Below are 26,056 nucleotides of genomic sequence, written 5' to 3'. Positions count from 1 at the left end.
TCCCTTATTTTTGTCATCTAACTAATTCACAAAAACGAGCACATTTATGGCAATAGTCGAACTGGTGATGCCCAAAATGGGAGAAAGCATTATGGAAGCCACCATCCTGCGCTGGCACAAAAAGCCGGGAGATAAGGTGAAGGTGGACGAAACAGTGCTGGAGATCGCTACGGACAAGGTTGACAGTGAAGTGCCTTCCATTGCGGAAGGAGAGATCACTGAAATATTGTACAACGAGAACGATGTGGTGCCTGTGGGTACGGTGATAGCCCGTGTGCAAACGGAGGCCGGCGCAACTGTGGCCGCATCTCCCGCTACGCCGCCCGTGCAGGAGACAAAGGCCGCCGCGCCTGAAACAAAGTTCCAGACGGCGCCCCCGCGCCAGGAGCCTGCGCGCGAAACCCCCGCACCCTCTTCCGGCGAGCCGCGTTTTTATTCACCACTGGTATTGACCATTGCCCAGCAGGAAGGCATTCCTTTTGCCGAACTGGAAAAAATTCCCGGCACCGGCGCAGACGGCCGCGTTACCAAAAGAGACATCCTGGAATATGTGGCCCACCGCGGCAACGCCGTGCAGGAGCCGGAAGTGGTACACGAAGCGCCGCAGCCGCAGCCCGCCCGCGAAATAGCCACCGTACCCGCTGCCAACAGCTACGGCGGCAACGTAGAGATCATTGAAATGGACCGCATGCGCAAGCTGATAGCTGATCACATGGTGCGCAGCAAACAGATCAGCCCGCATGTAACCAGCTTTGCCGAAGCGGACGTTACCAATATGGTACGCTGGAGAGATAACGTGAAAAAGGATTTTGAAAAGCGCGAAGGGGAGAAGATCACCTTCATGCCCCTGTTCGTGGAAGCAGTAGTGAAATGCATCAAACGTTTCCCGCTGGTGAACTGCTCGCTGGACGGTGACAAGATCATCCTGAAAAAAGACATCAACATAGGCATGGCCACCGCTCTGCCCAGCGGCAACCTGATTGTGCCGGTGATCCGCAACGCAGACATGTTGAACCTGGTAGGCCTCACCAAACAGGTGAACAGCCTGGCCGGCGCCGCCCGCCAAAACCGCCTCAAACCGGAAGATACCCAGAACGGTACTTTCACCATCACCAATGTAGGCACTTTCGGCAGCCTTACCGGCACGCCCATCATCAACCAGCCCCAGGTAGCCATCCTGGCCGTAGGGGCCATTAAAAAGCGCCCCGTAGTGGTAGAAACGGAACAGGGAGATTCTATTGCCATCCGGCATATGATGTACCTTTCCCTTTCTTACGACCACCGCATCGTAGACGGCTCCCTGGGCTCCACCTTCCTGAGCGCCGTAGCGCAGGAGCTGGAAAACTTCGATGCAGGCAGAGGATATTGATTGTTAATAGTTTAGGATATATGAGACCGCCCGGCTTGCCGGGCGGTCTTGTTTTGAGGTTCCGGGGGAGTGCGTGCTTTAAAGGGTCATTTTCGCAAAAAGTCGCTATAAGTTATTGGAAATGCGTTATTTGAGAATTTGCTAAAACCGCGTTTATGCCTAAAACATACACTCCCCATGCACCATCCTGGGAGTATCCTGGGAGTATCCTGGGAGTATGGTGCTAGTAAAGTGCTAGTAAGGTACTAGTAAGGTGGAAGTAACTACGGAGGAACCTGGCAGGGTCTTATCCGGGAAAAACTTTACACTAAGGTAGGTTAATACGGCTTTGGCTTTACAGGTTGGCTATTAATCCTGCCAGAACTTTACAGTTGGTGATCTTATCCTGAAAAGACTTTACAGTTGGTAGCCAAAGTGATTTGCTCCAAAATGGCAACAAAAAAGGCTCCCGGAACCGGAAGCCTTTTATAATCGATGAGTTTGAATTCGGATTAATAACGACGGTCGCGGCCACCGCCACCGTATCCACCGCCACCGCGGGGACCACCGCCTCTGTTCCCGCCGCCGTTCGGCGCTTTGGGACGGGCCTCGTTAACCATCAGTTGTTTACCTTCCACTTCACTACCGTTCAGACTCTCCATCGCCTTCGCTCCTTCTTCCTGGTTAGGCATTTCAACGAACCCGAAACCGCGGCTACGACCTGTTTCATGGTCTTTTATGATTTTTGCAGAGGTTACTTGCCCGAATTCGCTGAAGATTTGGTGAAGGTCCTCATCGTTCAACCTGTAGTGCAGGTTGGCTACGTAGATGTTCATGATAAAAAAATTAAAAAATGAAAAATAATACTGAAGTTAAGGAATTAAACGAATAAAAAAAGGTGCCGCTTGTTTTTTTGCTTCCTCCGCCGTATACCCAGCACAGGCTTGGATTTGGGCGGATTCAATGCTGTAAAGCTTTTCCACGGATTATATATATGGTAAAAATATGTGAAATTAAACGCCGCCGGCGGTAGATATTAGATTATTTCGTAAATTCAAATACGGCTGTTCTTAAAGGCCCATGGACTTATGAAAGCATTGAGTGACACATGGTTTGCAGAAGGGTACATAGACTTTGAGCTGAAAAAATACACCTTACTCGCCTATCTGCAGGAAATTAACCGCTATTTCAACGAAAACAAGCTCTATCCGCAACTGGGAGATGTAGTGTTCCACTACAATAACCTGCTGGCCTTCAAGGAAAACAAACAGTTTTTGCAACAGCATTTCCCCAAGCGGCTCACCGCCGTTAACATGGAAAAGCTGCAACTGTTATATGAGCAGATGATTGCTGATGATGAGCTGATGGAAGAACTGGAAAACATCATCCAGTACTCCCTGCAAAAAATGAACAACACCATCCGCGAAGGCGCGGAAATTTACGAGTTTGTTGAAGAGCAACTGAACATTACGCCCGTAGGGCTTATTCCGCTGGATGTGCAGGAAGGCTACATGCTGCTCTCGGACGGGCGGGCCAGTGATACGCTGGTGTACCAATACCGCCTCACCATTTTTGAGCGGCACGATGAGCGTTACCGCGGCATTCATACGGAATACATCAGCACCTACACGCGCAACCTGGCGCATACCAGCAACAGCATCAAAACAGACCTGATCCGCCACCGGCGCCACTTGCCCAACCCTGCCGTATACACGGTAGAAACAGACCTGGTGTTCCCGCTAACGGAAACATTGTTGCCGGTTGCAAAACGTTGCCTGGTGAAGTATATTACGGTGAATCCTGCGTAGTATTGCACATGCAGTAAACGCCCGCTTACTATTTGCAAAACGTTGCCTGGTGAAGTATATTACGGTGAATCCTGCGTAATACATCATGCCGTTACTGACCGTTCAAGCTGTACATTCTTTTGACGCCTGCCGCGGCGCGGTGGAGCAATATGTGGCCACAACCGGCCACCAGCCGGACCTGCGGGAGTGGGGCATCATCAATTTGCTGATAGGGGACATGATATTGTTGCGGAGCGGCCGCGCCACCACGCAGCTGGCGTCACAGCTGGAAGCGGGCATTTATGAGGCGGTAGAAGGAGAAGCGGTGTTTGCGCTGCTGGCCGTTATTGCAGACCGTAAGATCAGCGCCAACAACCTGCAGGGCTAAGGCAGCTTCAGCGTTTTGGCGGGCTCGTTCCCGAATTTTACTTCCACTTCATACTGCAACGGCGCGTAATAGGTGCGCATCGTGTTGCGGATCTTTTCCTTGCACTGCTCCAGGTAGACGGCATTGTTCTGCAACTGGCCGCGGGAGGTTTCATACAGTTTTTTTTGTACGTCAGTGTATGTTTCATCATCTGAAAACATCAGCCAGCCTTTTTTATTGGCGGTTTCCATCTGGTTGAGGCGCAGCTCGTAACTCAGCAGCTGCGGGGCAGGGAGCGTTACCAATACCTTCTTCTTGTCTGCCTTCACGGAGAAATTCTGTTCGTTCACATCCACGCCATACTTGGCCGTGTAGGGTACGGTTACCCATACCGTATTTTCTGCAAATACTTTTTTCAGGTTGTCTGTCCAGTTGCCGGAGTTCTCTACATTGCTGCGTTTGATGGAAGCGTTGCCCTGTACCTCCAGGCTGGCCAGCTCCGCAATTTCTCTTACAATGAGGCTGTTGGACACTACCTGCTCGTTAACGTTCCGTGCGCCGAAACGCTGTCCCAGCCAGAAGATGAATACAATGAACAAAATAACTGCCAGCCATTGGATGATTCTTTTCATATGCAAAAATTACGGTGCTGTTGGATATTTTTCATAAACAGGGCCGATGCGGCGGCTCATGAACCTTTCCGGGTATTCGTACACGTTGAAGCCGAACTGTTTGTAGAGCCCCTGCGCATCCTCCGTGAGCAGCGCCATCCTGCGCAGGTCCTGCAGCGCAGGGTGGGAAAGGATGGCTTCCATCAGCCGCTTGGAGAGGCCCTGCCCGCGGTGGGCGGGCAAAATGAACACATCCGCCAGGTAACCGAAGGTAGCGCGGTCTGTGATAACACGGGCAAAACCTACCTGCGCCCCGTCATGATACACGCCGAAGCAGAGCGAGTTGTCAACAGACCTGCGCACAATATCAAGCGGGATGTTTTTGGCCCAGTAAGAATCTTCTGAAAGATACCGGTGAATCACGTTCAGCTGCAGCAATGCCGGGTCTGATGAAATAATGTACGCGTCTTGGCGGGTCTCTGCGGGTTGCATGGTACGGTTTTAAGTTCACGCTAAAAATAACGAAAACGCCGGAATACACTTCCGGCGCTTTGAATATTCCGTACGCTTAGTTGGTTATGCATAACGTTGTTTGCGCAATATACGGTTGTACAGTTGCGGCGTAAGCCCCGTTACTTCCATGAACTGGCGCTCCAGGGTGTGGCGGCTGGTTTTGAAACGAAGGGCCAGGTCAAGCATGGCTACCTTTCCTTTCTGTTCGGCCAGGTAATCTACAATTTCATCTACCTGGCGCAGCGCCGAGGTCTGGTTAGCCAGCAGGCTGGCCAGCGCGCTGTCAAGCACCCGGCGCACGCTTTCCGTATCCAGCGCCATGGCCGTGCGCAGCTCCTGCGCGGTTTGTGCCCAGCGGGGATGCACTTTGGCCAGGTTGCGGTAATAATTGGTCACAGATTCCATGCTGATGCCCATCAGGCGATGGCTGGCATAAGCGTTCAGCTGTACAATAACGGCGTTCAGCGGCCCGGTTACGCGCGCATCCACCCTGCAGGTGAACGGCCCTGTTACCGCCGCTTCCGGCAGCTCAAATGCCGCATGGTCTGCCGGCTTGAACGCCAGCCCGCCCTGCTGGATAAATACCAGGTACTGTTTGCCGGCCGTAAAAAGCCGCTTTTCCGCAATGTCTGCCGCTGATGTGATGTTCTCCAGAACAATGTATTGTTGCACAAAGGGGTGCAACGTAGTGTCGGGATGAAGGATATAGGTGTTCATAGGTCTGATTGCATTTGATTTTTCAACCCATCTGCTCAGTAAACCGATGTAAATATACCAAAATTACCATATGGTGAAACATTTTAATTAGAAAATTTCTTAACGTTCGGTCAATTCATTGAAAATCTTCCAGTTAACAGGCAAATAACAAAGCCGGGCGTTAAAACCCGGCTTTGTTTATTGTAAAATGTTGAAAATCAGTAATCAAATCCCCAGTTCCGGCCTTTTTCCACGGCGGGTACGCCGTTTTTGAGCCACTGCGGTGCGGGCGCGCCTTTGAGGAAGTGGTCAAAGAACTGCTGCTCCCTGATCTGGATGTCTTTCCGGTTCTGCCGGTGTATGAGGTTATGGGCCTCATTGTTATAGTTCAGCATCCACACCGGTTTGCCCAGGCGGCGCAGGCCGGTGAACATTTCAATGCCCTGGTACCAGGGTACGGCCCCGTCCGCATCATTATGCATAATGGCCAGCGGCGTGGTTACCTTGGGCAGGTGAAAGAGGGGAGAGTTCTCTATGTACAGCTCCGGTTTCTCCCAAAGGGTGGCGCCAATGCGGCTTTGGGTATGCTCGTACTGGAACTGCCGGTTCATACCGCTTTCCCAGCGTATGCCGCCGTAGGCGCTGGTCATATTGGCCACGGGCGCGCCTGCCCAGGCGGCTTTGAACATGGGGGTGGCGGTAATGAGGTAACATACCTGGTAGCCGCCCCAGCTCTGGCCCTGTATGCCCATATTGTCTTTGTCTATCCAGGGCTGGCGGGCCAGCGCTTCTGCGCCGCTCACTATATAGTCATAGGCGCTTTTGCCGGGCCGGCCGGTTTCGTAGCGGATGTCTGGCGCCAGCACCACGTAACCCCGGCTTACGAAGAAAGAAATGTTGAGCCGCGAGGGGGTAGGGGCGGGCGGCTGGTAGCTGTACAGCCCGTCTGTCAGCTTCTCGTAGAAGTAGATCAGCACGGGGTATTTTTTCTTCGGGTCAAAATCTTCGGGCTTGTAAACGATGCCTTCGGTGGTTTTGCCGTTGTAGGTAGTCCAGGAAAAAAGCTCGGCCGTGCCCCAGTTGTAGCTGGCCTGTTGCGGGTTGATGGCGCTCAGGCGCTCGGCGGTGGCAATGTTTGCGCCGGCATACACGTCCGGGGAGGCCACATAGTTCTGCCGCTGGAAGGTATACACGTTGGCGTCTTTCGCTTTTTCAGGCGCCAGGTAAGAATAGGGGCCCATCACGATCTGCTCAGGGCCTTTTTTGCCGCCCAGCTGCAGGCTGTAAAAACCGCCATAACGGGTGGAGTCATTGAACGCCCGCAGCAGCAGGGTCTGTTTGGGTTTGAAGAAACGCTCTTCGCGGTCTAGCTTCACGTAGCGCAGTTCCGTTCTGGTTTTGCGGCCCAGGCCCTGCGTGATCATCACGGGCGCGGTTTTACCGGTGGGGTCTACCTGCCAGATGTCATAACGGTCGTTAAGATATATGTACCTGTCTCCCTCCAGCCAGCCGCTGGGCATGTAGGGGCGCGGGTAGTCAGGCATGTCCATCTCCTCATCCACCATTTTTACCGGCAGGCCTTTGCTGACGCTGCGGGTAGTGCCGCCGGCAATATCGTAAGTGAACCATTCGCCGGCCGGCAGGTCAAACCACATGAGGTATTTGCCTTGCGGGGAGGGATAGAAGTAACCCAGCAAATTGTCTTTGATCAGCTTGCGTTCTCCGGTACGCACGTTCACCAGGTAAGCCGTTTTGGCGGTGTTACCGGTCCACTGCATGGCAATGCGGTGCTCCTTGTCCGTATAGCCGATGCCGTAAGGAGCGTTGCCTTCATCCAGCTGCACAAAGGTTTCCAGGTCAAGGTTGCCGAGTTGCACCATGCGGTTTTCCCTGGCGGCGGGGAAGTATACGGCGGCGTAGCTTTTATTCAGGTCGCGCGTCAGGTTTTTGAGCTGCATGGTTTGCAGGTAATCATCTTTATAGTGCCAGATGTCTACCTTGGCCACTTCAAAATCTACAATGGTAGTGTCTTTGGGCGGGGCCACGGGCGCAGTGCCGAAGTACAGGGCCGTACCGTTTTTGCTGAAGTTGATATTGGCGTCGTCAGACACGTGCCATTTGGCCGGCATGCCGGGCGTGCCGGGGCTGACGGCAATACGGGCGCTGTCCTGCCCGGTATTGAAGTAATACAGGGAAAAGAATTTCTGCGGCGCTTTGGCGCTGTCCCGGCTGCCGGCGTAGGCCAGCTGCTGCCCTTTTTCATCAAAGGCAAACCGGGCAAAAGTGCCCTGCCCGCGGCTGAGGGTGTCTGCCTTGCGGCTTTGCACATCCCAGAGCCATACGCCTGCCTGGGCCAGCGAGTCTTTTTTGGGCGGGTTTACAACCAGCGCTATTTTGGTGCCGGGTTTGTTGAGGGTGTAGGAGGTAACGTTTTTTACCGTATCTACGGCGTCTGTGCGCAGGTTCATGATCACCAGGTGGCCGGCTTCGGCGCCGCTGGGCCTGCCGGGGGTATCTTCATCCGCATCGGCGCCGTCTTTGGGCGCTGCGGTTTTTTTGCCGCCTTTGGCCGTATCTGTTTTGGGCGCGTCTATCAGGTAAGCCAGCAGGCCGCTGCCTTTTTCAGGTGTTTTGAATGATTTTACGTTGGCCACAGGCATGTAAATGCTTTTTTCACCACCCAGCAGCATAATGCCCATGGAGTCTTTCGGCATCTGGTCAGGCGCTTTTTTCTTGATGCGGGCCTGCCTTACGTCTTTAAAAAAAGGTTTGATGCTGAACACCACATAGCGGGAGTCTTCCGTGAAAACGGGCGCCGCGCCGCGGGGAATGGTCATTTCCTGCCGGTTGTCAAGGTTGCGCACCACCAGGGTGGCGTCTCCTTCCTGCGGGGTGATGGTGTAGGCCACCCATTTGCCGTTGTTGCTGATGGTTTTTGTGCCGATGCTCTGCCAACCGTCATACACGCTATGGTCAAGCGGTTTTTTGGATTGGGCGCTCAGGCCCGCCGGTAACAATAAGGTCAGGGACAGGAGCCAGCCTGGAGATAGTTTCATAAGCCGTTAGTTGGTTTAGTTGCGTTGCAAAATAACAATTCCGGCAGCAAAAAGGAAAGGAAGCAGGATGAGTGGTCAGGCCGTGATGGCGCCCCTGCGACTTTGCCGCGCTACGCGGAGCATTTGCAGCACAACAGACAGCAGGATGAGGCTCAGCCCGGCATAGAAGCCGTTGTGCAGCATTTTGTTCTCTTTGAAGAGCAAAAACGCCAGTGCAATGGTGTACAACGGCTCCAGGTTGAAGCAGAGGTTGACGGTGAAAGCGGATATTTTCTGCAGCGCGTTCATGGAAAGGGAATACATGAGCACGGTGCAGAACCAGCTCAGCAGCAGCAGGTAAACAATGTCCATGGCGGAAGGCGCCAGCGAGGCCACGGGGAACACATGCAGGTAGAAAGGCATCACCAGGCTGATGCCGATGAAGCCTACCGCCAGTTCATAAAAGGTGATATTGGGGGTATCATACTCCACCACCAGTTTTTTGTTGAGCACGGTGAACAGCGCGCAAAACATGGAGGAGAGGATGCCCAGTATGATGCCGGTGCGGTATTGCGTGTCAAAATGGAAAATGAGCATGATGCCGCCCAGCGTAAGCATGCTGAGCAGCAGCTCTACCGTATCAAAGCGGCGGCGGTTGATGAGCGGGTCAAACAGCGCGGTAAAGAGGCTGGTGAGGGAAAAGCAGACCACGCCGATAGATACGTTGGCATATTTGATGCTGGCATAAAAGAACACCCAGTGCAGCGCCACAATAAAACCGGTGACCCCGATGCGGAGCACGGCCCGCCGCGGCAGCCTGCGCAAAGTGCCCTGGAACCGGTACAGGAAAAACATGGTGATGACCGTTATCAGCAAACGGTACCATACCAGCAGCCCTTCGTTGAGCGTGATGAGTTTGCCAAGAATGCCTGTAAAACCGGCGAGGAATACAGAAAGATGGAGTTGAAGGAACGCTTTTTTCATTTTCCGAACAGGCTTTGCCACTGAATTTTCAGTACACCCAGTATGCCTTCTTTCACAATGCCCTTGCTCATTTTGGAGTAGCCTTCTTTACGGTCTATGAATGTGATGGGAACCTCTTTGATAGTAAAGCCCAGTTTCCAGGCGGTGAATTTCATTTCTATCTGGAAGGCGTAGCCTACAAACTGTATCTTGTCCAGCTCAATTTTCTCCAGCACGGCCCTTTTGTAGCAGACAAAACCGGCTGTAGCGTCTCTGACGGGCATCCAGGTAATGAAGCGCACGTAAATGGAAGCGCCGTAGGAGAGCACCGCCCTGTCCCACGGCCAGTTTTCCGTTTTGCCGCCTTTTACGTACCGGGAGCCCACCGCCAGGTCTGCTCCTTCATGGGCGCAGGCATGGTGGAGGCGAACGAGGTCTGCAGGGTTGTGAGAAAAATCCGCGTCCATTTCAAAAATGTACGCATAGCCCCTGGCCAGCGCCCATTTGAAGCCGTGAATATAGGCCGTTCCGAGGCCCAGCTTGCCTTTCCTTTCTTCGAGAAATAACTGTTGCGGGTATTGCGCCTGCAGCTCTTTTACAATACTGCCGGTGCCGTCCGGGGAGCCATCGTCTACTATCAGCACATGGAAATCTTGCTGTAATGAGAATACCGCGCCAATGATCTGACGTATGTTATCTTTCTCATTGTACGTAGGTATGATAACCAACTTTTCCAATTAGTGGTAGCTTTTTTTAGGAATGGCGAAAATAGGGAATATCCGCCGCAAAATAGTGTGTTTTGCCAAACATTACAATTTTTTTAGCATCATACTGGTGTAGATTTCCGTTAGTTTCTGCTTGGTGTTGAGCGGGAAATCCGCTTTCATCATCCAGTCATAATACTGCGGCTCCACTTTCAGTACGTCTCTTACGGGGCGGCCCTTGTACTTGCCGAAGTTGAACATTTCCACGCCGTTCTGCATCACGATGCGGCGGGCAAAATCCACGTAGTCGTCTTCCTTGGTGAAGGCGGCCAGCGCGTCCATATCCGGCTTCAGCTGGCTTTCGTAACGTACCAGCTGGGCCTCCAGTATCTCAAAGGTGGCCAGGGCGTCTGCTTCGGCGCTGTGGGCGTTTTCGAGGTCTTTATCGCAATAGAACTTGTAGGCGGCGCTGAGGGTGCGTTTTTCCATGAGATGGAAAATTTTCTGCACGTCTACAAAACGGCGGTTGCTGATGTCGAACGTAAGGTCTACCCGCAGGAACTCTTCTACCAGCATGGGAATGTCGAAGCGGTTGGAATTGTACCCCGCAATGTCGCAATGCTCCAGGAACTGGCGCATCTCGTTGGCCACCTGTTTGAAGAGCGGGGCGTCTTTGACGTCTTCGTCCGTAATACCATGAATGGCCGTAGTGGCGGCAGGAATGGGCATACCGGGATTAATGCGCTTTACTTTCCGGAGCACGGAACGGTCCGGCATCACTTTAATAATCGCGATCTCAATAATGCGGTCTGTGGCTACATTGGTACCTGTTGTTTCCAGGTCTATAATAGCGAGGGGGCGGGTGAGTTGTAAAGCTGACATGTTTTATGATGGTTTCTTAACCGATAAATATTTTTTCAGTCCTGCAAAATCGAGGCCTTCATAGTCTCCGGAGCTCATCATGAGCAGGTTGGCATTATCAAAATCCTGCTGGTCAAGGAAGGCTTCCAGGGCTGCGCGGCTGGTGAGCACCGTGAGGTCTTCCCGCTCAAATCCTTTTTTGATCACATCAGGGCTCAGGTCTGGCATGCGTTTGATCTCCAGGGCGTGGGCGCTGTAGAAAACGGCCGCCGTATCTGCCGGGGCCAGGGCGCCTGCGTACTCCGTCATGAAGCCGGCATTCAGGCTGCTGTAGGTATGCAGCTCCAGCACGGCTACCAGCTTGCGGCCGGGGTATTGCTGCCGCACGGCGCTGATGGTGGCTTTCACCTTGGAGGGGGCGTGCGCAAAATCGCGGTAAATGGCCGTATCTGCGTTTTTAGCCACCAGCTCCAGCCGTTTGGCCGCTCCTTTGAAGCTGGCAATAGCGGCCAGGAAGTCTATGTCACCAATGCCCAGGGCGCGGCAAACCAGCAGTGCGGCGTGGATGTTCAGGAGGTTATGCTCGCCGAACACCAGCAGGTCTGTAGACACGTTGCCGAAGCGCACGCGCGTAATGCCGTTGATGATGGTATGTTCCGGCACGCCGTAGGGAATGCGCTCCAGGTGGCCGCCTTCCCGCTCTACCAGCGTGCGCAGGGTTTCGTCTCCCTGGTTGTAGATCAGCTTGCCGCCGGGCTCCATGGTGCGGATGAAAATGGCAAACTGCTCCAGGTAGATGTCAAAAGTGGGAAATACGTTGATATGGTCCCAGGCAATACCGCTGAGCACGGCAATGTGGGGATGCAGGAAGTGGAATTTGGGCCTTTTTTCCAGCGCGGAGGCGGGGTACTCATCTGCCTCGCATACTATCAGCGGTGCGTCGGTCACGTTGACGGACTGGGGGAAACCTTCCAGTTTGGCGCCCACCAGGTAGTCGAATTGCTGCCGGCATTGCTGCAGCACGTGCATCACCATGGAGGTAATGGTTGTTTTGCCATGGCTGCCGCCAATGGCCACCCGCGTTTTGCCGCGGCTTTCCTGGTAAATGTATTCGGGGAAGGAATAGATCTTCAGGCCCAGCTCCTGCGCACGGGCCAGCTCAGGGTTGTCTGCGCGGGCGTGCATGCCGAGTATCACAGCGTCCATATCAGCCGTAACCCGGGAGGGGTCCCAGCCAATGGCGGGGGGTAAAATGCCGGCGTTGGCAAGGTTGGTGCGCGCCGGTTCGTAAATTTCGTCGTCGCTGCCGCTCACCTGGTAGCCTTTGTTCCGCAGGGCGATGGCAAGCTGGTGCATGACGCTCCCGCCTATCGCTATGAAATGTACTTTTGCCATGCTGTTCAGGTCTTTATGTGTGTGTTTTCCCTGTTATAACAAGTAATTAACATCACATAAGATTGTTTTTTTTAATATAAAGTATATATTTGCAAAATAACGTTACAAAATACGATTCACAAAGTTCTATAATCCAAGGCTATGAAATTTCGTTTATTTGCAAAAAAGCAAGCTATGAAATCAGTTTACCGCGTAGTTGGTACATTTTGTGTGATGGTGGTCATTGCTGCCATGTTTTCTTCCTGTGCCTCACAGAAGCTGGGGTGCCCAATGAAGATCACCAAGGTACAGCACGAGAAAGATAAAAATTGTTAGTATTTAAAAACAGCACATAATGTGGAGAGCACTGGAAAGTGAAGAGCAGTTGAATGAGATACAGGAACGTTCCTTTGATCATCCGGTTGTTATATTCAAGCACAGCACCCGCTGCAGCATCAGCAGTGTGGTAAAGAGCAGGCTGGAAAGGTCTGCGGGGCCGGAGGGCATGGAGTTCTATTATCTTGACCTCATCCGGTACCGCTCTGTGAGCAACCGTATTGCAGAGATGTACAAGATAGAACATGAGTCTCCCCAGGTATTGGTGATACGTAACGGGGAGTGCATATACGACGAAAGCCATTATGCCATCAGTATGGAGGAGCTGGCTTTACAGAATTAAAAAGAATTGAAAGAGGCGTGCCGCGGCGGTACGCCTCAGTTGTTTTTAGTAGCTTTGCTGCTATGAAACATCGTATAGTTGTGGCGGTTACGGGCGCCAGCGGGTCTATTTATGCCAGGCAGCTGCTGAACAAGCTGGCAGCCCTGCAGCAGCAGATAGACCAGGTGGCTATTGTGATGACGGAAAATGCCAGAACAGTATGGGAAACCGAGCTGGACGACAGGGGCTTTGAGCACCTGCCTTTTCCCATGTTCACGCAGCACGATTTCCACGCCCCTTTCGCCTCCGGCAGCGGGCGTTTTAATACCATGATCATCTGCCCCTGTTCCATGGGCACCCTGGGCCGCATTGCCGGCGGCATTTCCAATGACCTGATCACGCGGGCTGCAGACGTGGTGCTGAAGGAGCGCCGCAAGCTGATCTGCGTGCTGCGGGATACGCCTTATAATCTCGTGCACATCCGCAATATGCAAACCGTAACGGAAGCGGGCGGCATTATTTGCCCGGCTACGCCTTCTTTTTACAGCAAACCTGCCACCATTGAGGAAGTGGCCGCCACGGTAACAGACCGGGTGATAGACCTGGCGGGGCTGGAGCAGGATACCTTCCGCTGGGGGGAGTAAGGCGGATGCCGGTAACCTTGAATTAAACACTTTATGAAAATAGCCATCATCAACGGCCCTAACCTGAACCTCCTGGGCAAACGCGAGCCGGAGGTATACGGCAGCCTTACTTTTGAGCAATATCTCGACACGCTGAAACAACAGTTCCCCAACGTGAGCTTTGATTATTTCCAGAGCAATGTGGAAGGAGAGATTGTGAACCACCTGCATGCGGCAGGTTTTTCTCATGACGGCATTTTACTGAACGCGGGGGCTTACACACATACGTCCGTAGCCATCCGCGATGCTATTGCCGGCATCAAAACGCCGGTGGTGGAAATTCATATCAGCAACATCTACGCACGGGAAGAGTTCAGGCATACTTCGCTGACGGCGGCCAAGGCCGTGGGCGTTATCTGCGGCCTGGGCATGCAGGGGTATGCACTGGGAGTGAATTATTTTTTGTCCAGGTAAAACAAAGGGCCGGTGTTCAGCCGGCCCTCTCAATATCTTCTACCCGCGCGTGACGCGGATCACGTAGTCTTTCACTTCTACCTGGTACGCCGGGTTTTTCTTTTTAATGTAGTCTGTCAGTTCTTCCAGGGTGGGGTAGTCATACTGCCCGGTAAAGTCCTGCGCATCGTCAATCAGCAATACATGGGGAACGGGCAGGGGGAGAATGGCGTCCAGCTCGGCGTATATGGGGCAAATAAGGTCTCCCTTGGCGGTAATGCCGGCGGAGTAATGCCCGTCCAGCCAGAAAATGGCGGGTTCTTTCAGCCGGGGCGCCACGGTATGCAATACCTTGCCGCTGTCTCCCTGGTACAGCTCTACCTCCGGGTTTCTGCGGAAGCGTATCCTGGCCCGTTTGTACAGCTCTTCGCTCAGTTCAACAGACAGAATGCGGGAAAAGTGCGGCAATTGCGCGGCTACCATATCTCCCAGGTAGGTGCCGGTTTCTACCAGGGTTTTGATGCCGTAGCGGTCTTTGTATTCCCTGATGGTCTTCTGCTTGGCAATGTGGGGTACGGGCAGGGGTTTGCCCTGCTCCAGCCAGTGCTGGTACGTAGCCTCGCTATGCTCCTGCATTTGCCTGAAACGGATGTTATGCCTGTATACTTTAAACTGCTGCAACATGGTATGCTAAAGTTCGGAAAATTTTTAAAAAAGGCCTTCGCGGAGAAGGCCTTTTATGTATGTCTTAATGTGCGTGAGAGTGGTCGCAGCATTCTTTTTCTTCTTTGAACGCTTCGCGGGGCTTGAGGCCCAGCAGCTCAAACATCATATGGTCTTCTTCAAAAGAAGGGTTTTTGGTGGTCAGCAGTTTTTCCCCGGTGAAGATGGAGTTGGCGCCTGCCATAAAACACATGGCCTGTTCAGCCAGGCTCATTTCCGCGCGCCCTGCGCTGAGGCGTACCATGGCCTGGGGCATCAGGATGCGGGCGGTGGCTATCATGCGCACCATGTCCCAGAACTCCACTTTGGGCATATGCTCCAGCGGGGTGCCTTTTACGCGGGTGAGGGCGTTGATGGGCACGGAATCAGGGTGTTCCGGCATGGTAGAGAGGGTGAGCAGCATGTTGATACGGTCTTCATGGCTTTCTCCCAGCCCAATGATGCCGCCGCAGCAAACGGTAACGCCGGCCTTGCGCACATTGTCAATGGTCTTCAGGCGGTCGTCATACGTGCGGGTGGTGATGATCTCACCGTAGTATTCATCGGAGGTGTCCAGGTTGTGATTGTAGGAATAGAGGCCGGCATCTGCCAGCTTTTGCGCCTGGCTTTCGGTGAGCATGCCCAGGGTGCAGCACACTTCCATGCCTATTTCATTTACGCCTTTCACCATTTCTATCACACGGTCAAAGTCGCGGTTGTCACGCACTTCCCGCCAGGCCGCGCCCATGCAGAAGCGGGTGGAGCCGGCTTCTTTGGCTTTGCGGGCAAAGGCCAGCACCTCGTCTTTTTTCATGAGGGCCTGTACGTCAATACCGGTATTATAGCGGGCAGCCTGGGGGCAATAAGCGCAGTCTTCAGAGCACCCGCCTGTTTTGATGGAAAGCAGGGTGCACACCTGTACCTCCGCCGTATCCTGGTACTGGCGGTGCAGGGTGGCAGCGCGGTACATCAGCTCCAGCAGGGGGGTGTTGTAGATATCCTTTATTTCTTCAAGTGTCCAGTCGTGACGGATCATAAAACTTCGGATTTAGCGGCAAACATACAAATCAATTGCGAATAACGAGCGGCGAAGCCTGAATTATGTCAAATTTTTTGCATCTGTAAACGCCTGGTGGCGCTTACAGGTACTGGAAATTCGTTTTCGGCGTCATGTTCAGCAGCGTTTCGTAGATGAGGCGGATGGTGTTCTCTATATCGTCTTTTTTGATCATTTCCACCGTGGTATGCATGTAACGCAGCGGAATGCTGATGAGGGCGGAAGGCGTACCGTCGTTAGAGTAGGCAAAGGCGTCCGTATCGGTACCGGTGCTGCGGCTTACGGCGTGCAGCTGGTGGGGGATGTTTTCCTTCTTCGCGGTTTTGATGATCAGGTCCCGGAGAATATTGTGCACGGCGGGGCCGTAGGTGATGCTGGGGCCGTTGCCGCATTTGATCTCGCCTTCAATGTTCTTGTTGATCATGGGCGTGGTGGTATCGTGCGTTACGTCTGTAATGATGGCCACGTTGGGTTTGATGCGTTTGGCGATCATTTCCGCGCCGCGCAGGCCTACTTCTTCCTGTACGGCATTTACAATGTAGAGGCCGAAGGGCAGGCGCTGTTTGTTCTCTTTCAGCAGGCGGGCCACTTCGGCTATCATAAAACCGCCCACGCGGTTGTCCATGGCGCGGCACACATAATTATCGTAGGCCAGCTCTTCAAAGTTGGCGTCAAAGGTTACCACGCAGCCTACGTGAATGCCCAGCTCTTCCACTTCCTTGCGGTTGCGGGCGCCGCAGTCAATAAAAATGTTGTCTACCTTGGGCTGCGGGTCTTTCCCTTCCGCGCTGCGCAGGCGGGTGTGAATGGCCGGCCAGCCGAACACGGCCTTGACAATGCCTTTTTCCGTGTGGATGTTCACCCGCATGGAAGGGGCAATGGCCTGGTCTGAGCCGCCGTTGCGGATCACGTAGATCAGCCCTTCGGGTGAAACGTAGTTCACAAACCAGGATATTTCATCGGCATGCGCTTCTATCACCACCTTGAAGGCGGCTTCCGGGTTGATGACGCCTACGGCGGAGCCGTACGGGTCTACAATCGTATCGTCTATATATGGTTTGAGATATTGCAGCCAGAGTTTTTGCCCTTCCTTTTCAAAGCCCGTGGGAGAGGGGTTGTTGAGGTAGTTCTTTAAAAAAGCCAGCGAGTCTTTCGTTAATATCGATTTCTGTTTTTTAGCCATCTTGTTCAGTTAAGTGATCAAAATTAAGTATTCCGCCTCAAATTCCGCCCGCCAGCCGCCAGCCGGCGTGTATCAGCGCGGAGAGCATCATGAGCCCGTCCAGCAAAAAATAGTACACATAATCCGAGGTATGGGTTTGAGCGTAACGTTTAACCATGCCCGTCACCACCACGGGTACCAGCAGGCTGAACAGCACAAACAGCGGTACGGCGGGCGCCAGCAGGAAGGCGCATATCCAGGCTACTACCAGTGAAGCGTAGTACAGCCTGTCGAGATGGGGGTCTTTGAGATGGGTGATGAGGCTGCGGATGCCCGCCTGGCGGTCTTCCTCCCTGTCACGGTAATCAAACAGGATGCAGATGGCGTATACCAGGAAGAAGCGGTACACGGTGAGGTACACCAGGTCTGCCTGCACGTTTTCCGCCACCAGCGCGGGCAGGGTGGTGGTTACGTACGTCCATACCCCGGCCAGGAAAATGGTTTTGCCTACGGCTATTTTGCTGAGCCAGCGGAACATGGGCAGCTTGGGGGCGGAGTAGAGGAAGGTGAGCACTACGGCCCCGCTGAGGGGCAGCCAGTGCTCCGCCAGGGGAATAATGAACCAGCCTGCTCCCAGCAGCCCTATTACGCAGCCGGTCAGCTGCAGGGCGCGCTGCCGCTGGCCCCATAAAATGCGCTCCGAGTGTTTGATGGAGCCGGGCGTAAGGTACCAGTGAAAGTTGTAGCTGCAGATGGTGGAGAAAAAGACGAAGCAGAAATAGTTGGCCCGGTCATATTGCAGGCCGAGTATCTCTGAAGATTCCCAGGCCATCAGTACGGCGCAAACGGCAATATAGATGGAACTGAAGAGTATGAAATTGAAGAGGCCCCGTAACATGGGGGCTAAAATTAGGTAAAAAACGGATTTGTTACACAAACGTGCCAAAACAGCCATAGGCCTTGAACGGCAGGGAATTGGTGTTAATTTTCAGATTATCTTTGTACTTGTCATGTTCAAGCGGCTTGCGCATATCCTATACCGGTTCTTTGAAGCCACCTGGTTCCGTGTTGTACACCTGGGCGTTTCTCCCGCCATGTCTTTTGTAGAGGCGCGGCGCACCAAGCTGTTGAACCTGCTGGCGCTCCCCTGCATTCCGGCGATGGCCTTTTTTGCCGTGCTGAACGCCTTCCAGGGCCGCTGGCTGCTCTCTGCCCTCAATCTGTCTATCATGCTGGCCTGCTGTTGCGTGCTGCTGCTGCACAAAAAGCAGAAATACCTCAGCGCGCGCTGGCTGCTCATTATTTTCAGCATCATTATCTACACTTTTACCGGCCTTTATTTTCACAACGGGTCGGAGTATTTCCTGCTCAACATCCTCGTCTGCACCATACTGGTGTATGATAATAAATGGGTGATAGCAGGCCTGAGCGTGCTCATCTGCAGTGCGTTCATTACCATCGTGCTCATGCCGCAGGAATGGCGGCTGGCCCCGCCGGTGCCGGCCGGGCGGGTGTGGTTGAACATAGCCGTAGCGCTGTCTTTCATACCTATTGCACTAAGTTTTTTCAAACGCATCCAGAGTGACTATCACCAGGAAATAGACCGGCAGCGGCAGGCGCTGGCGGGCATGAACAAAGACAAGGAGAAGCTGCTGTCTATCGTTACGCACGATGTGCGCAGCCCGCTGGCTACGCTGGAGGTGCTGCTGGACATGTTCGGCAAAGGGGAATACCCGCAGCAGATGATGGAGGAGGCCGCCGCCGTGCTGCACAGCAAGGTGGCGCAGCTGGGCGGAGCGCTTGACAATGTGCTGCGCTGGAGCTCCCGCAGCATGAAAGGCATCCGCACCAACCCGGAAGATGTGCTGCTGGCGCCGCTCATTACCGAAACGCTGCAGTTTTTCCAGATGGTGATACAGGAAAAAAAGCTGGAGGTGGAAGTGCAGGTATCTCCCGTGGCGGCGGTGTATGCAGACCGTGACCAGGTGCTGGTGATACTCCGCAACCTGTTCAGCAACGCGGTAAAGTTCAGCTACCCCGGCGGGCATATTTTATTGCAGGCCGTGCGGGAAGGGGAGCAGATGGCGCTGCATATCACAGACAAGGGCAAGGGCATGACGCCCGCGCAGCTCAACACCTTGTTCACGGCCTGGCAAAACCCCGGCTACGGCACTGCCGGCGAGCGCGGCACGGGGCTGGGCATGCTGCTCAGCAACGAGTTTGCACAGCAGAACGGGGGCGCTATAAAAATAGAAAGCGTGCCGGAGGCCGGCACGCATTGTACGGTATATCTTCCGGCAGGAGAGCTGCCGGTGATGGCATCCTAGTTACAAAGGGATATTCCCGTGTTTTTTCCGTGGCAGGTCCACCACCTTGTTCTCCAGCATTTTATACCCCCTGATCAGCTTCTCCCGCGTATCTTCCGGCATCACCACTTCGTCTATGTATCCTTTTTCCGCGGCCAGGTAAGGGTTGGCAAAACGTTCGGTATAGTCAGCCACCAGCTCGTTCATGCGCGTTTCCGGCTCCGGGGAGGCGTCTATCTCTCTTTTATAGATGATCTCTACCGCGCCTTTGGGGCCCATTACGGCAATTTCCGCCTGCGGGAAAGCGAAGTTGAGGTCTGCGCCGATGTGTTTGGAGTTCATTACGCAATAGGCGCCGCCGTAAGCCTTGCGGGTGGTGACGGTGATCTTGGGCACGGTGGCCTCGCTCAGGGCAAACAGCAGCTTGGCGCCGTTGGTGATGATGCCGTTCCACTCCTGGTCTGTACCGGGCAAAAAGCCGGGCACGTCTACCAGCACCAGCAGGGGAATATTGAAGGCATCACAGAAACGGGTGAAGCGCGCGCCTTTTACGGAGGCGTGAATATCAAGCACACCGGCCAGCACGGCGGGCTGGTTGGCCACAATGCCGATGCTTCTGCCGGCTATGCGGGCAAAGCCCACAATGATGTTATCCGCAAAATCTTTATGTACTTCCAGGAAGCTGCCGGCGTCTGTGAGTTCGGCAATCACTTCCTTCATATCATAAGGCTGGTTGGGATTGTCCGGGATCATGGTGTTCAGCGCGGGGCGGCTTTCGTTGCCGGCTTCGTAAGGGTATACAGGCGCTGTGTCTTCACAGTTCTGCGGCATGTAGCTGAGCATGTCCCTGATGCGCTGTATGCACTCTACTTCGTTGCTGCAGGCAAAATGGGTAACGCCGCTTTTGGTGGCGTGGGTGTGCGCGCCGCCCAGGGCTTCCGAGGTCACTTCTTCATGCGTAACGGTCTTTACCACGTTGGGGCCGGTTACGAACATGTAAGACGTGTTTTCCACCATGAGAATAAAATCAGTGATGGCGGGGGAGTATACGGCGCCGCCAGCGCAGGGGCCCATAATGGCGGATATTTGCGGAATAACGCCGGAGGCGCGGGTGTTGCGGTAGAAGATGTCGGCATAGCCTGCCAGGCTCACTACGCCTTCCTGAATGCGGGCGCCGCCGCTGTCGTTGAGGCCTATTACGGGCGCGCCGTTTTCCATGGCAAGGTCCATTATGCGGCAGATCTTGCGGGCATGCGGTTCGGAGAGGCTGCCGCCGTACACGGTAAAGTCTTGCGAGAAAACATATACCAGCCTGCCGTTCACCGTGCCGAAGCCGGTTACCACCCCGTCTCCCGGAAACTGTTCCTGCTCCGTGGTCAGCCCTTTGTTGCGGTTGTGCACCAGCATGCCGATCTCTTCAAAAGAACCTTCGTCCAGCAGCAGCTGCAGCCTTTCGCGGGCGGTGAGTTTGCCTTTTTTATGTTGGGAATCGATACGTACCTGTCCGCCGCCCAGTTTGGCCGCGGCTATTTTGGAATGTAGTTCCTGGATCTTGCTCATACGTGTAAAAATACGGAAAGCGGGGCTAATCCGTTGCAATACATGAAGAAAAGCGCTGTTAGCGGTGTATGGCTACTTTAGGAAGGGTAAGGGTATCGCTGCTGTTGCCGGCATTGTCTACGATGAACACGCGGTATTGCAGGGTGTCCGGGTTGGGCACCAGGTCAGGGTCGCGGCCGTCACGCAGGCGCATGCGCACCTCATCTCCCAGGTCGCTCACATAGAGCACCACCTCGGCGTCTATCTTGGTGCCTTTGTGGGCTTCCAGTGCGGGCATGAATACTTCGTCAAATTTTGTTTCATCCTCAAACCTGATATCGTTCACGTACATGGCGGTTTCGGTATCGCCGTCGGCATCCTGCAGCTGGAAGGTGAAGGTGAGCATCTTCATGTCTGCCGGCACGTCTTCCGTGGAAACGGACTTGAAGGTGAGCTTGGGTTTGTTCCCGTCAAGCGTCGGGTCTTTCTTGCAACCCAGGAAGGTGAGCAATATAGTGGATAAAACAAATATTTTCTTCATATAACAAACCTACATTAATTTAAGCAAAAGGCAAAGCAACTGTATTATTAACGCTGCCGCTCCCCGGATTGTTACATGCAAGGTTGTAAATTTGCACCCGATGAACGAATTGTACGCAGACCGGATCTTTACCGCCCGGGGCACGGAAGCCCTGGCGCTGGAGCTGTTTCAGGCCCAGTACGGGGGCAATGAGCTGTACAGGGCTTATGTGAACGCGCTGCGCATACAACCGGCGCAGGTGCGGTCTGTTTTACAGATACCTTTCCTTCCCATCCAGTTTTTCAAGACCCACCGGGTTACCACCGGCAGCTTTGAGCCGGCAGCGGTATTTGAAAGCAGCGGCACTACCGGCGCGGCCAACAGCCGCCACCTGGTGAAAGACACGGGTATCTATATACGAAGTTTTATGGAGGCGTTCCGGCTCTTTTACGGGCCGGTAGAGAATTTTGTGGTGCTGGGCCTGCTGCCTTCCTACCTGGAAAGGCAACATTCCTCCCTGGTGTACATGGTGCAGGAAATGATTGCCCGCAGCGGCCGCCCGGAAAGCGGTTTTTACCTCTACGAACATGAGAAGCTGGCCCAAACCCTGCAAGCCCTGGAAGCCCGCCGCCAGCCGGTGCTGCTCATAGGCGTTACCTTCGCCCTGCTCGATTTTGCAGAGCGGTACCAGCTGCAGCTGCAGCATACTATTGTGATGGAAACCGGGGGCATGAAAGGCCGCCGTGAAGAGTGGACGCGGGAAGAGCTGCATGCCTACCTGCAGCAGCGCCTGGGCGTGCCTGCCATTCATGCGGAATACGGGATGACGGAGCTGCTTTCCCAGGCCTATTCCGCCGGCAAAGGCCTGTTCCGCTGCCCGCCCTGGATGCAGGTGCTGGTACGGGACGAGAACGATCCTTTCCAGCTGGCCGCCGCCGATGCCGCCGGGGTGATCAATGTGATAGACCTGGCCAACATACACTCCTGCGCGTTCATTGCCACGGAAGACATTGGCCGCCTGCACGGGGATGGCAGCTTTGAAGTGCTGGGGCGGCTGGATAATTCCGCGCTGCGCGGCTGCAGCCTGATGGTGAGTTAGGTAATTTTCTTTAATATGTTTACCTTTCGGGCAGAATTGCCTGATCCTATGAAAAAAACTATCCTCCTGGCAGTGTTTTTATTTCTTTGCGTTCCTGCACTGCAGGCCCAGTTGCTGAAGAAACTGACAGGTAAGCAAAAAACGCCGGCAGACACAGAAGAAACGGTAGACGGTTCCTTCCCCCAGCTGCGCCCCAAAGCGCAGCAGCCAGACGCCACCCTGCTTATTGGCGGTGACGAAAAAGTACAGATAGATTCCTCTTACGAATATGACGTGGCCGTATACCAGGAAAGTGAGGCTTTCCAGGGCAGCCAGCGCGTAATAGACGGCGGGGAAGACATTGTGATCTATTACAGCAGCACCGCGGCGGCCTTCTGCATTCAGCTCACCAGCAGAAGCACGGGAGCGCGTTATCATTTTTATGGCGATTTCGGGAAAGAGTCACAGCTCATGCTCTCCGGCGTAGGCGGCATTTCAAGCGGGGAGAAGGCAGCGCTGGAGCTGAAAGGCATGGAGCCGGTATACCCCGGTGAAATAGGCTACCTCAGCCAGCTGACCAGAACGGGCTCCAAAAAAGTGATTGCCGGCGTGGCCTGTGAGGAATATGTAGCCCACAACCTGCGGCACGACCCGCGGGTGGTGAACACCAACCACGCCAAGGTAACGGCCTATGTATGGATACCGATGGACCCGCATGCCGTATTCCCCGGCTACAGCCTGATGCCGGGGCATTTCAAAAACCAGATAGAAAAGATGCGCATTGCCGGCTCTTACCCGCCGGTGGTGATGCCGCTGGAAATGTTCCTGGAATATGGCAACGGCGATAAAGTATTTACCCACACCACGCACATCATCCTCAACGAAAGAAGAAAAGTGATGCTGACAGACATCAACCGCTAGGAGAGCGGTGGAAAAAGGCGGCCGGTCTTGCCCCCGGCCGCCACGGCATAAGCTACTTCGATGGTTTCCGGATAAGATCTTCCGCAAGGGCCATCTCTTTGTCTTTGCCGTTGATCAGCGCCGGACCGGCAAACGTATGGATGGAAAAGGACGGCTGTAGCTCAAGGCTAAAACTATACGCCCAAGTGCAAAACATATGTGAAATGTTTGTGAAGCAAATGTGAAAATTATTTGCCGGAAAGTCTTATCATTACATATGCGAAATTCAATGCCTTCCAACTGGCAAATCATACAATTAAATTTAAACCACTCAACATGCAACGTTTAGCAACCTTATTTTTTATTGGCGGCGCTGCGGTACTGATGTCTTTTGCCGTTCCCGCTACAGAAAAACCTGTAAAGGCGGCCACGCATGCCAGTGCCCGCGCCGTGGTGTACCAGGTAGACAGCCAGCAGAGCAAGCTGAGCTGGCTGGCCAAAAAAGTGACCGGCTCCCACAACGGCCACATCAGCATTTCTTCCGGCCAGCTGGAGCTTGACAACAACGTGCTGAAAGGCGGCTCTTTCACCATAGACACACGTTCGCTCACGGTAACAGACATCACCAATGCGGATGCCAACGCCCGGCTCACCGGCCACCTGAAAAGCGACGATTTCTTTTCCGTGGAAAAACACCCTACCGCGCAGTTCGTGATCACCAGCGCTACCAGCAAGGGCGGCGGCAATTATGACGTGAACGGCAAGCTCACCATCAAAGGCATCACCAACACCATCAGCTTCCCCGCGGAAGTAACGGTAGCCAGCGGCAAGGCCACAGCCAAAGCCACCATCAAGGTAGACCGCACCAAGTTCGATATCAAGTACCGCTCTTCCAACTTCTTTGAGAACCTGGGAGACAAAGCGATATATGACGATTTTACCATTGACGTGGTACTGGTTGCCAACGCCAAATAACTTTCCCGCATTTTGCCAGCGGAGGCCGTCCCGGTACAATGGGATGGCCTTTTTTTGCACCGCCGCCGCAACAGGGTGGCCGCTGCATAGCCATGCAGCCCGCTCCTTTTTTCCCCGGCAGCCATAACAAAACGGGGCGGGGGTTGTTGTAACTAGAAAAACTACCAGTTATGGCCATTGTAAAAGTAATAGAGGTGATAGCCTCTTCAGAAACCGGCTTTGAAGATGCTGTACGCAATGCTGTGGCAGAAGTGTCTCAAACCATCCAGAACATTGATTCCGTCTACGTGAAAGATTTCAAGGTGCATGTGAAAGACGGTAAAATTGCTACTTATGGCGCTATCTGCAAGGTATCGTTCAGGGTAGACCACAGCAAGAAACAGTAGCCGCACCCCGCCCGCGCCCGTATTGTTTCCCGGAAACCTCTCCGGGACGGGGCTTCATATGCCGTTTAACGGAATAGCTGTACTTTTGTGGCTCATTTTTTCATGCGCATATGACCTTTGACGATTTAAACCTGAACAAACCTTTGCTGAACGCACTGCAAGACCTGCAGTTCACCACGCCTACCACCATTCAGCAGAAAGCATTTTCTGTAGTGATGTCTGGCCGTGACGTATGTGCCATTGCGCAAACAGGCACGGGCAAAACCTTTGCTTACCTGCTGCCCTGCCTGCGGCAGTGGACGTTCACAAAAGAGCGCTTCCCGCAGATACTGGTGATGGTGCCTACCCGCGAGCTGGTGGTGCAGGTGGTGGAAGCCGTGCAAAAGCTCACTGCTTACATGAGCTTTGAGGTAGCAGGTTTTTACGGCGGTACCAATATGAACCCGCAAATGGAAGTGGCGGCCGGCAAGCTTGACATGGTGGTGGCCACGCCCGGCCGTTTGGTAGACATTGTGCTGAGCGGTGCGCTGAAGCTGAAGAACATCAAAAAACTGGTGATAGATGAAGTAGACGAAATGCTGAACCTCGGCTTCCGGGCGCAGCTGAAAAATATTCTTGACCTGCTGCCGCCCAAACGGCAGAACCTGCTGTTTTCCGCCACCATTACGCCGGAAGTGCAGGCGCTGGCAGATGAGTTCTTCAACAACCCCGTGGTGATAGAGGCTGCGCCTACAGGCACGCCGGTGGCCAACATCAGCCAGTCGCTTTACCAGGTGCCCAACTTCAATACCAAGGTGAACCTGCTGGAGCTGCTGTTCCGCGAGCAGGCGGATATGACGAAGGTACTGGTGTTCGTATCTGCCAAACAGCTGGCAGACGAGCTGTACGAAAGGCTGGAAGCAGACATGCCGGGCAGGGTGGGGCTGATACATTCCAACAAGGAGCAGAACTACCGCTTCAACAGCGTGCGCAATTTCCAGAACGGCACTTTCCGCCTGCTGATAGCTACAGACATCATAGCCCGCGGGCTGGATATTGCAGAGGTAACGCATGTGCTCAACTTTGACATGCCGGAGCAGCCGGAAAGTTATATTCACCGCATTGGCAGAACAGGCCGGCTGGACAAAAAAGGCAATGCCATCAGCTTTGTAACGCCCGCTGAAGCAGCGCGGCTGGACAGCGTGCAGCAATTGATGAACTACACGGTGCCGGTTACCCCGCTCCCGGAAAACCTGGAAATATCAAGCGTGCTCACCAAAGCGGAAATGCCGGAGACCATAGTGCCGAACATTGTGCTGAAGCAGCCCAAACGGGAAGCCGGCGCGGCATTCCATGAGAAGAAGGCGAAGAATAAAAAGGTGAACGTGAAGGTGAGCCACAAGGAGAAAATGATGCTGAAGTACGGCAAGCCTAAAACGAGAGGGAAGAAGCGGTAGGC

At 53.9% G+C, this 26,056-nt stretch carries 27 protein-coding genes; 12 read left to right on the top strand and 15 right to left on the bottom strand.

What is annotated here, in order from left to right; translation table 11 throughout:
• Positions 1–46: 46 nt before the first annotated feature.
• Positions 47–1,369, top strand: a complete 1,323-nt coding sequence (locus ABDW36_RS13630; protein ID WP_343702461.1) for a dihydrolipoamide acetyltransferase family protein — start codon at positions 47–49, stop codon at positions 1,367–1,369.
• A gap of 491 nt (positions 1,370–1,860) precedes the next feature.
• On the opposite strand, the gene ABDW36_RS13625 is transcribed toward ABDW36_RS13630, so the two are convergent.
• Positions 1,861–2,184, bottom strand: a complete 324-nt coding sequence (locus ABDW36_RS13625; protein WP_119075427.1) for an RNA-binding protein — start codon at positions 2,182–2,184, stop codon at positions 1,861–1,863.
• A gap of 252 nt (positions 2,185–2,436) precedes the next feature.
• Between ABDW36_RS13625 and ABDW36_RS13620 the strand changes: the two genes are divergently transcribed.
• Together ABDW36_RS13620 and ABDW36_RS13615 are read left to right on the top strand one after the other, a co-directional pair.
• Positions 2,437–3,156, top strand: a complete 720-nt coding sequence (locus tag ABDW36_RS13620; protein WP_343702460.1) for a hypothetical protein — start codon at positions 2,437–2,439, stop codon at positions 3,154–3,156.
• Between the two features lie 85 nt (positions 3,157–3,241).
• Positions 3,242–3,523, top strand: coding sequence for a hypothetical protein (locus ABDW36_RS13615; RefSeq protein ID WP_343702459.1), 282 nt, complete (start codon positions 3,242–3,244; stop codon positions 3,521–3,523).
• Here the strand turns inward: ABDW36_RS13615 and ABDW36_RS13610 are convergent.
• The 8 genes from ABDW36_RS13610 to ABDW36_RS13575 form a co-directional block, all read right to left on the bottom strand.
• Positions 3,520–4,134, bottom strand: coding sequence for a DUF4230 domain-containing protein (locus ABDW36_RS13610; RefSeq protein ID WP_343702458.1), 615 nt, complete (start codon positions 4,132–4,134; stop codon positions 3,520–3,522). The two genes, ABDW36_RS13615 and ABDW36_RS13610, sit on opposite strands and share 4 nt — an antisense overlap.
• 9 nt (positions 4,135–4,143) lie before the next feature.
• A complete protein-coding gene (locus tag ABDW36_RS13605; RefSeq protein WP_343702457.1) occupies positions 4,144–4,605 on the bottom strand; it encodes a GNAT family N-acetyltransferase in 462 nt (153 codons plus the stop codon).
• Between the two features lie 84 nt (positions 4,606–4,689).
• Positions 4,690–5,343: a DUF6597 domain-containing transcriptional factor gene (locus tag ABDW36_RS13600; RefSeq protein ID WP_343702456.1), complete on the bottom strand. Its 654-nt coding sequence runs from the start codon at positions 5,341–5,343 to the stop codon at positions 4,690–4,692.
• A gap of 197 nt (positions 5,344–5,540) precedes the next feature.
• Positions 5,541–8,378 carry a prolyl oligopeptidase family serine peptidase gene (locus ABDW36_RS13595; protein ID WP_343702455.1) on the bottom strand — a complete coding sequence of 946 codons (2,838 nt, stop codon included), beginning with the start codon at positions 8,376–8,378 and terminating at the stop codon, positions 5,541–5,543.
• Positions 8,379–8,453: 75 nt separating this feature from the next.
• Complete coding sequence (locus ABDW36_RS13590; protein WP_343702454.1) at positions 8,454–9,341, bottom strand: DMT family transporter; 888 nt, start codon at positions 9,339–9,341, stop codon at positions 8,454–8,456.
• Positions 9,338–10,057: a polyprenol monophosphomannose synthase gene (locus ABDW36_RS13585; protein ID WP_343702453.1), complete on the bottom strand. Its 720-nt coding sequence runs from the start codon at positions 10,055–10,057 to the stop codon at positions 9,338–9,340. The genes ABDW36_RS13590 and ABDW36_RS13585 overlap by 4 nt, the downstream gene beginning before the upstream one ends.
• 72 nt (positions 10,058–10,129) lie before the next feature.
• Positions 10,130–10,906, bottom strand: coding sequence for a 3'-5' exonuclease (locus tag ABDW36_RS13580; RefSeq protein ID WP_343702452.1), 777 nt, complete (start codon positions 10,904–10,906; stop codon positions 10,130–10,132).
• 3 nt (positions 10,907–10,909) lie between these two features.
• Entirely contained in the window at positions 10,910–12,280 is a 1,371-nt protein-coding gene (locus tag ABDW36_RS13575; RefSeq protein WP_343702451.1) for a Mur ligase family protein, read from the bottom strand.
• 334 nt (positions 12,281–12,614) lie between these two features.
• On the opposite strand from ABDW36_RS13575, the gene ytxJ reads away from it, so the two are divergent.
• The 3 genes from ytxJ (at position 12,615) to aroQ (ending at position 14,014) form a co-directional block, all read left to right on the top strand.
• Complete coding sequence (gene ytxJ / locus ABDW36_RS13570; RefSeq protein WP_343702450.1) at positions 12,615–12,938, top strand: bacillithiol system redox-active protein YtxJ; 324 nt, start codon at positions 12,615–12,617, stop codon at positions 12,936–12,938.
• A gap of 62 nt (positions 12,939–13,000) precedes the next feature.
• A complete protein-coding gene (locus tag ABDW36_RS13565; protein ID WP_343702449.1) occupies positions 13,001–13,561 on the top strand; it encodes a UbiX family flavin prenyltransferase in 561 nt (186 codons plus the stop codon).
• 33 nt (positions 13,562–13,594) lie between these two features.
• The gene (gene aroQ / locus ABDW36_RS13560) at positions 13,595–14,014 is read left to right on the top strand and encodes a type II 3-dehydroquinate dehydratase (RefSeq protein ID WP_343702448.1); all 420 of its coding nucleotides are present in this window, start codon (positions 13,595–13,597) and stop codon (positions 14,012–14,014) included.
• Positions 14,015–14,053: 39 nt separating this feature from the next.
• Here the strand turns inward: aroQ and ABDW36_RS13555 are convergent, their stop codons facing one another.
• From ABDW36_RS13555 to ABDW36_RS13540, 4 genes are all read right to left on the bottom strand, one after another.
• Positions 14,054–14,677 carry a hypothetical protein gene (locus ABDW36_RS13555; RefSeq protein ID WP_343702447.1) on the bottom strand — a complete coding sequence of 208 codons (624 nt, stop codon included), beginning with the start codon at positions 14,675–14,677 and terminating at the stop codon, positions 14,054–14,056.
• A gap of 64 nt (positions 14,678–14,741) precedes the next feature.
• Entirely contained in the window at positions 14,742–15,731 is a 990-nt protein-coding gene (bioB, locus tag ABDW36_RS13550; protein ID WP_343702446.1) for a biotin synthase BioB, read from the bottom strand.
• A gap of 103 nt (positions 15,732–15,834) precedes the next feature.
• Positions 15,835–16,935: a M42 family metallopeptidase gene (locus ABDW36_RS13545; protein ID WP_343702445.1), complete on the bottom strand. Its 1,101-nt coding sequence runs from the start codon at positions 16,933–16,935 to the stop codon at positions 15,835–15,837.
• A 37-nt stretch (positions 16,936–16,972) separates the two neighbouring features.
• Positions 16,973–17,812, bottom strand: a complete 840-nt coding sequence (locus ABDW36_RS13540) for a UbiA family prenyltransferase (RefSeq protein WP_343702444.1) — start codon at positions 17,810–17,812, stop codon at positions 16,973–16,975.
• 112 nt (positions 17,813–17,924) lie between these two features.
• Here ABDW36_RS13540 and ABDW36_RS13535 point away from each other — a divergent pair, with 112 nt between their 5' ends.
• Positions 17,925–19,241 (top strand): HAMP domain-containing sensor histidine kinase, encoded by a 1,317-nt coding sequence (locus ABDW36_RS13535; RefSeq protein ID WP_343702443.1) that lies wholly within the window; start codon positions 17,925–17,927, stop codon positions 19,239–19,241.
• Here ABDW36_RS13535 and ABDW36_RS13530 read toward each other — a convergent pair whose 3' ends face one another.
• Complete coding sequence (locus tag ABDW36_RS13530) at positions 19,242–20,780, bottom strand: acyl-CoA carboxylase subunit beta (protein ID WP_343702442.1); 1,539 nt, start codon at positions 20,778–20,780, stop codon at positions 19,242–19,244. It abuts the gene before it with no gap.
• Positions 20,781–20,838: 58 nt separating this feature from the next.
• A complete protein-coding gene (locus tag ABDW36_RS13525) occupies positions 20,839–21,300 on the bottom strand; it encodes a hypothetical protein (protein WP_343702441.1) in 462 nt (153 codons plus the stop codon).
• A gap of 100 nt (positions 21,301–21,400) precedes the next feature.
• Here ABDW36_RS13525 and ABDW36_RS13520 point away from each other — a divergent pair, with 100 nt between their 5' ends.
• From ABDW36_RS13520 to ABDW36_RS13500, 5 genes are all read left to right on the top strand, one after another.
• A complete protein-coding gene (locus ABDW36_RS13520; protein WP_343702440.1) occupies positions 21,401–22,378 on the top strand; it encodes an acyl transferase in 978 nt (325 codons plus the stop codon).
• A 48-nt stretch (positions 22,379–22,426) separates the two neighbouring features.
• Positions 22,427–23,278: a hypothetical protein gene (locus tag ABDW36_RS13515; RefSeq protein WP_343702439.1), complete on the top strand. Its 852-nt coding sequence runs from the start codon at positions 22,427–22,429 to the stop codon at positions 23,276–23,278.
• Positions 23,279–23,593: 315 nt separating this feature from the next.
• Entirely contained in the window at positions 23,594–24,232 is a 639-nt protein-coding gene (locus ABDW36_RS13510) for a YceI family protein (RefSeq protein WP_343702438.1), read from the top strand.
• Positions 24,233–24,402: 170 nt separating this feature from the next.
• Positions 24,403–24,618, top strand: coding sequence for a dodecin family protein (locus tag ABDW36_RS13505; protein ID WP_343702437.1), 216 nt, complete (start codon positions 24,403–24,405; stop codon positions 24,616–24,618).
• Between the two features lie 110 nt (positions 24,619–24,728).
• Positions 24,729–26,054 (top strand): DEAD/DEAH box helicase, encoded by a 1,326-nt coding sequence (locus ABDW36_RS13500; RefSeq protein WP_343702436.1) that lies wholly within the window; start codon positions 24,729–24,731, stop codon positions 26,052–26,054.
• Positions 26,055–26,056 lie beyond the last annotated feature (2 nt).

It is taken from the genome of Chitinophaga sp., from assembly GCF_039596455.1.
In the GTDB taxonomy this organism is placed as follows: domain Bacteria; phylum Bacteroidota; class Bacteroidia; order Chitinophagales; family Chitinophagaceae; genus Chitinophaga.
Note: the sequence above shows the minus strand (reverse complement) of the source record. Positions and strands in the feature narration are given on the sequence as shown.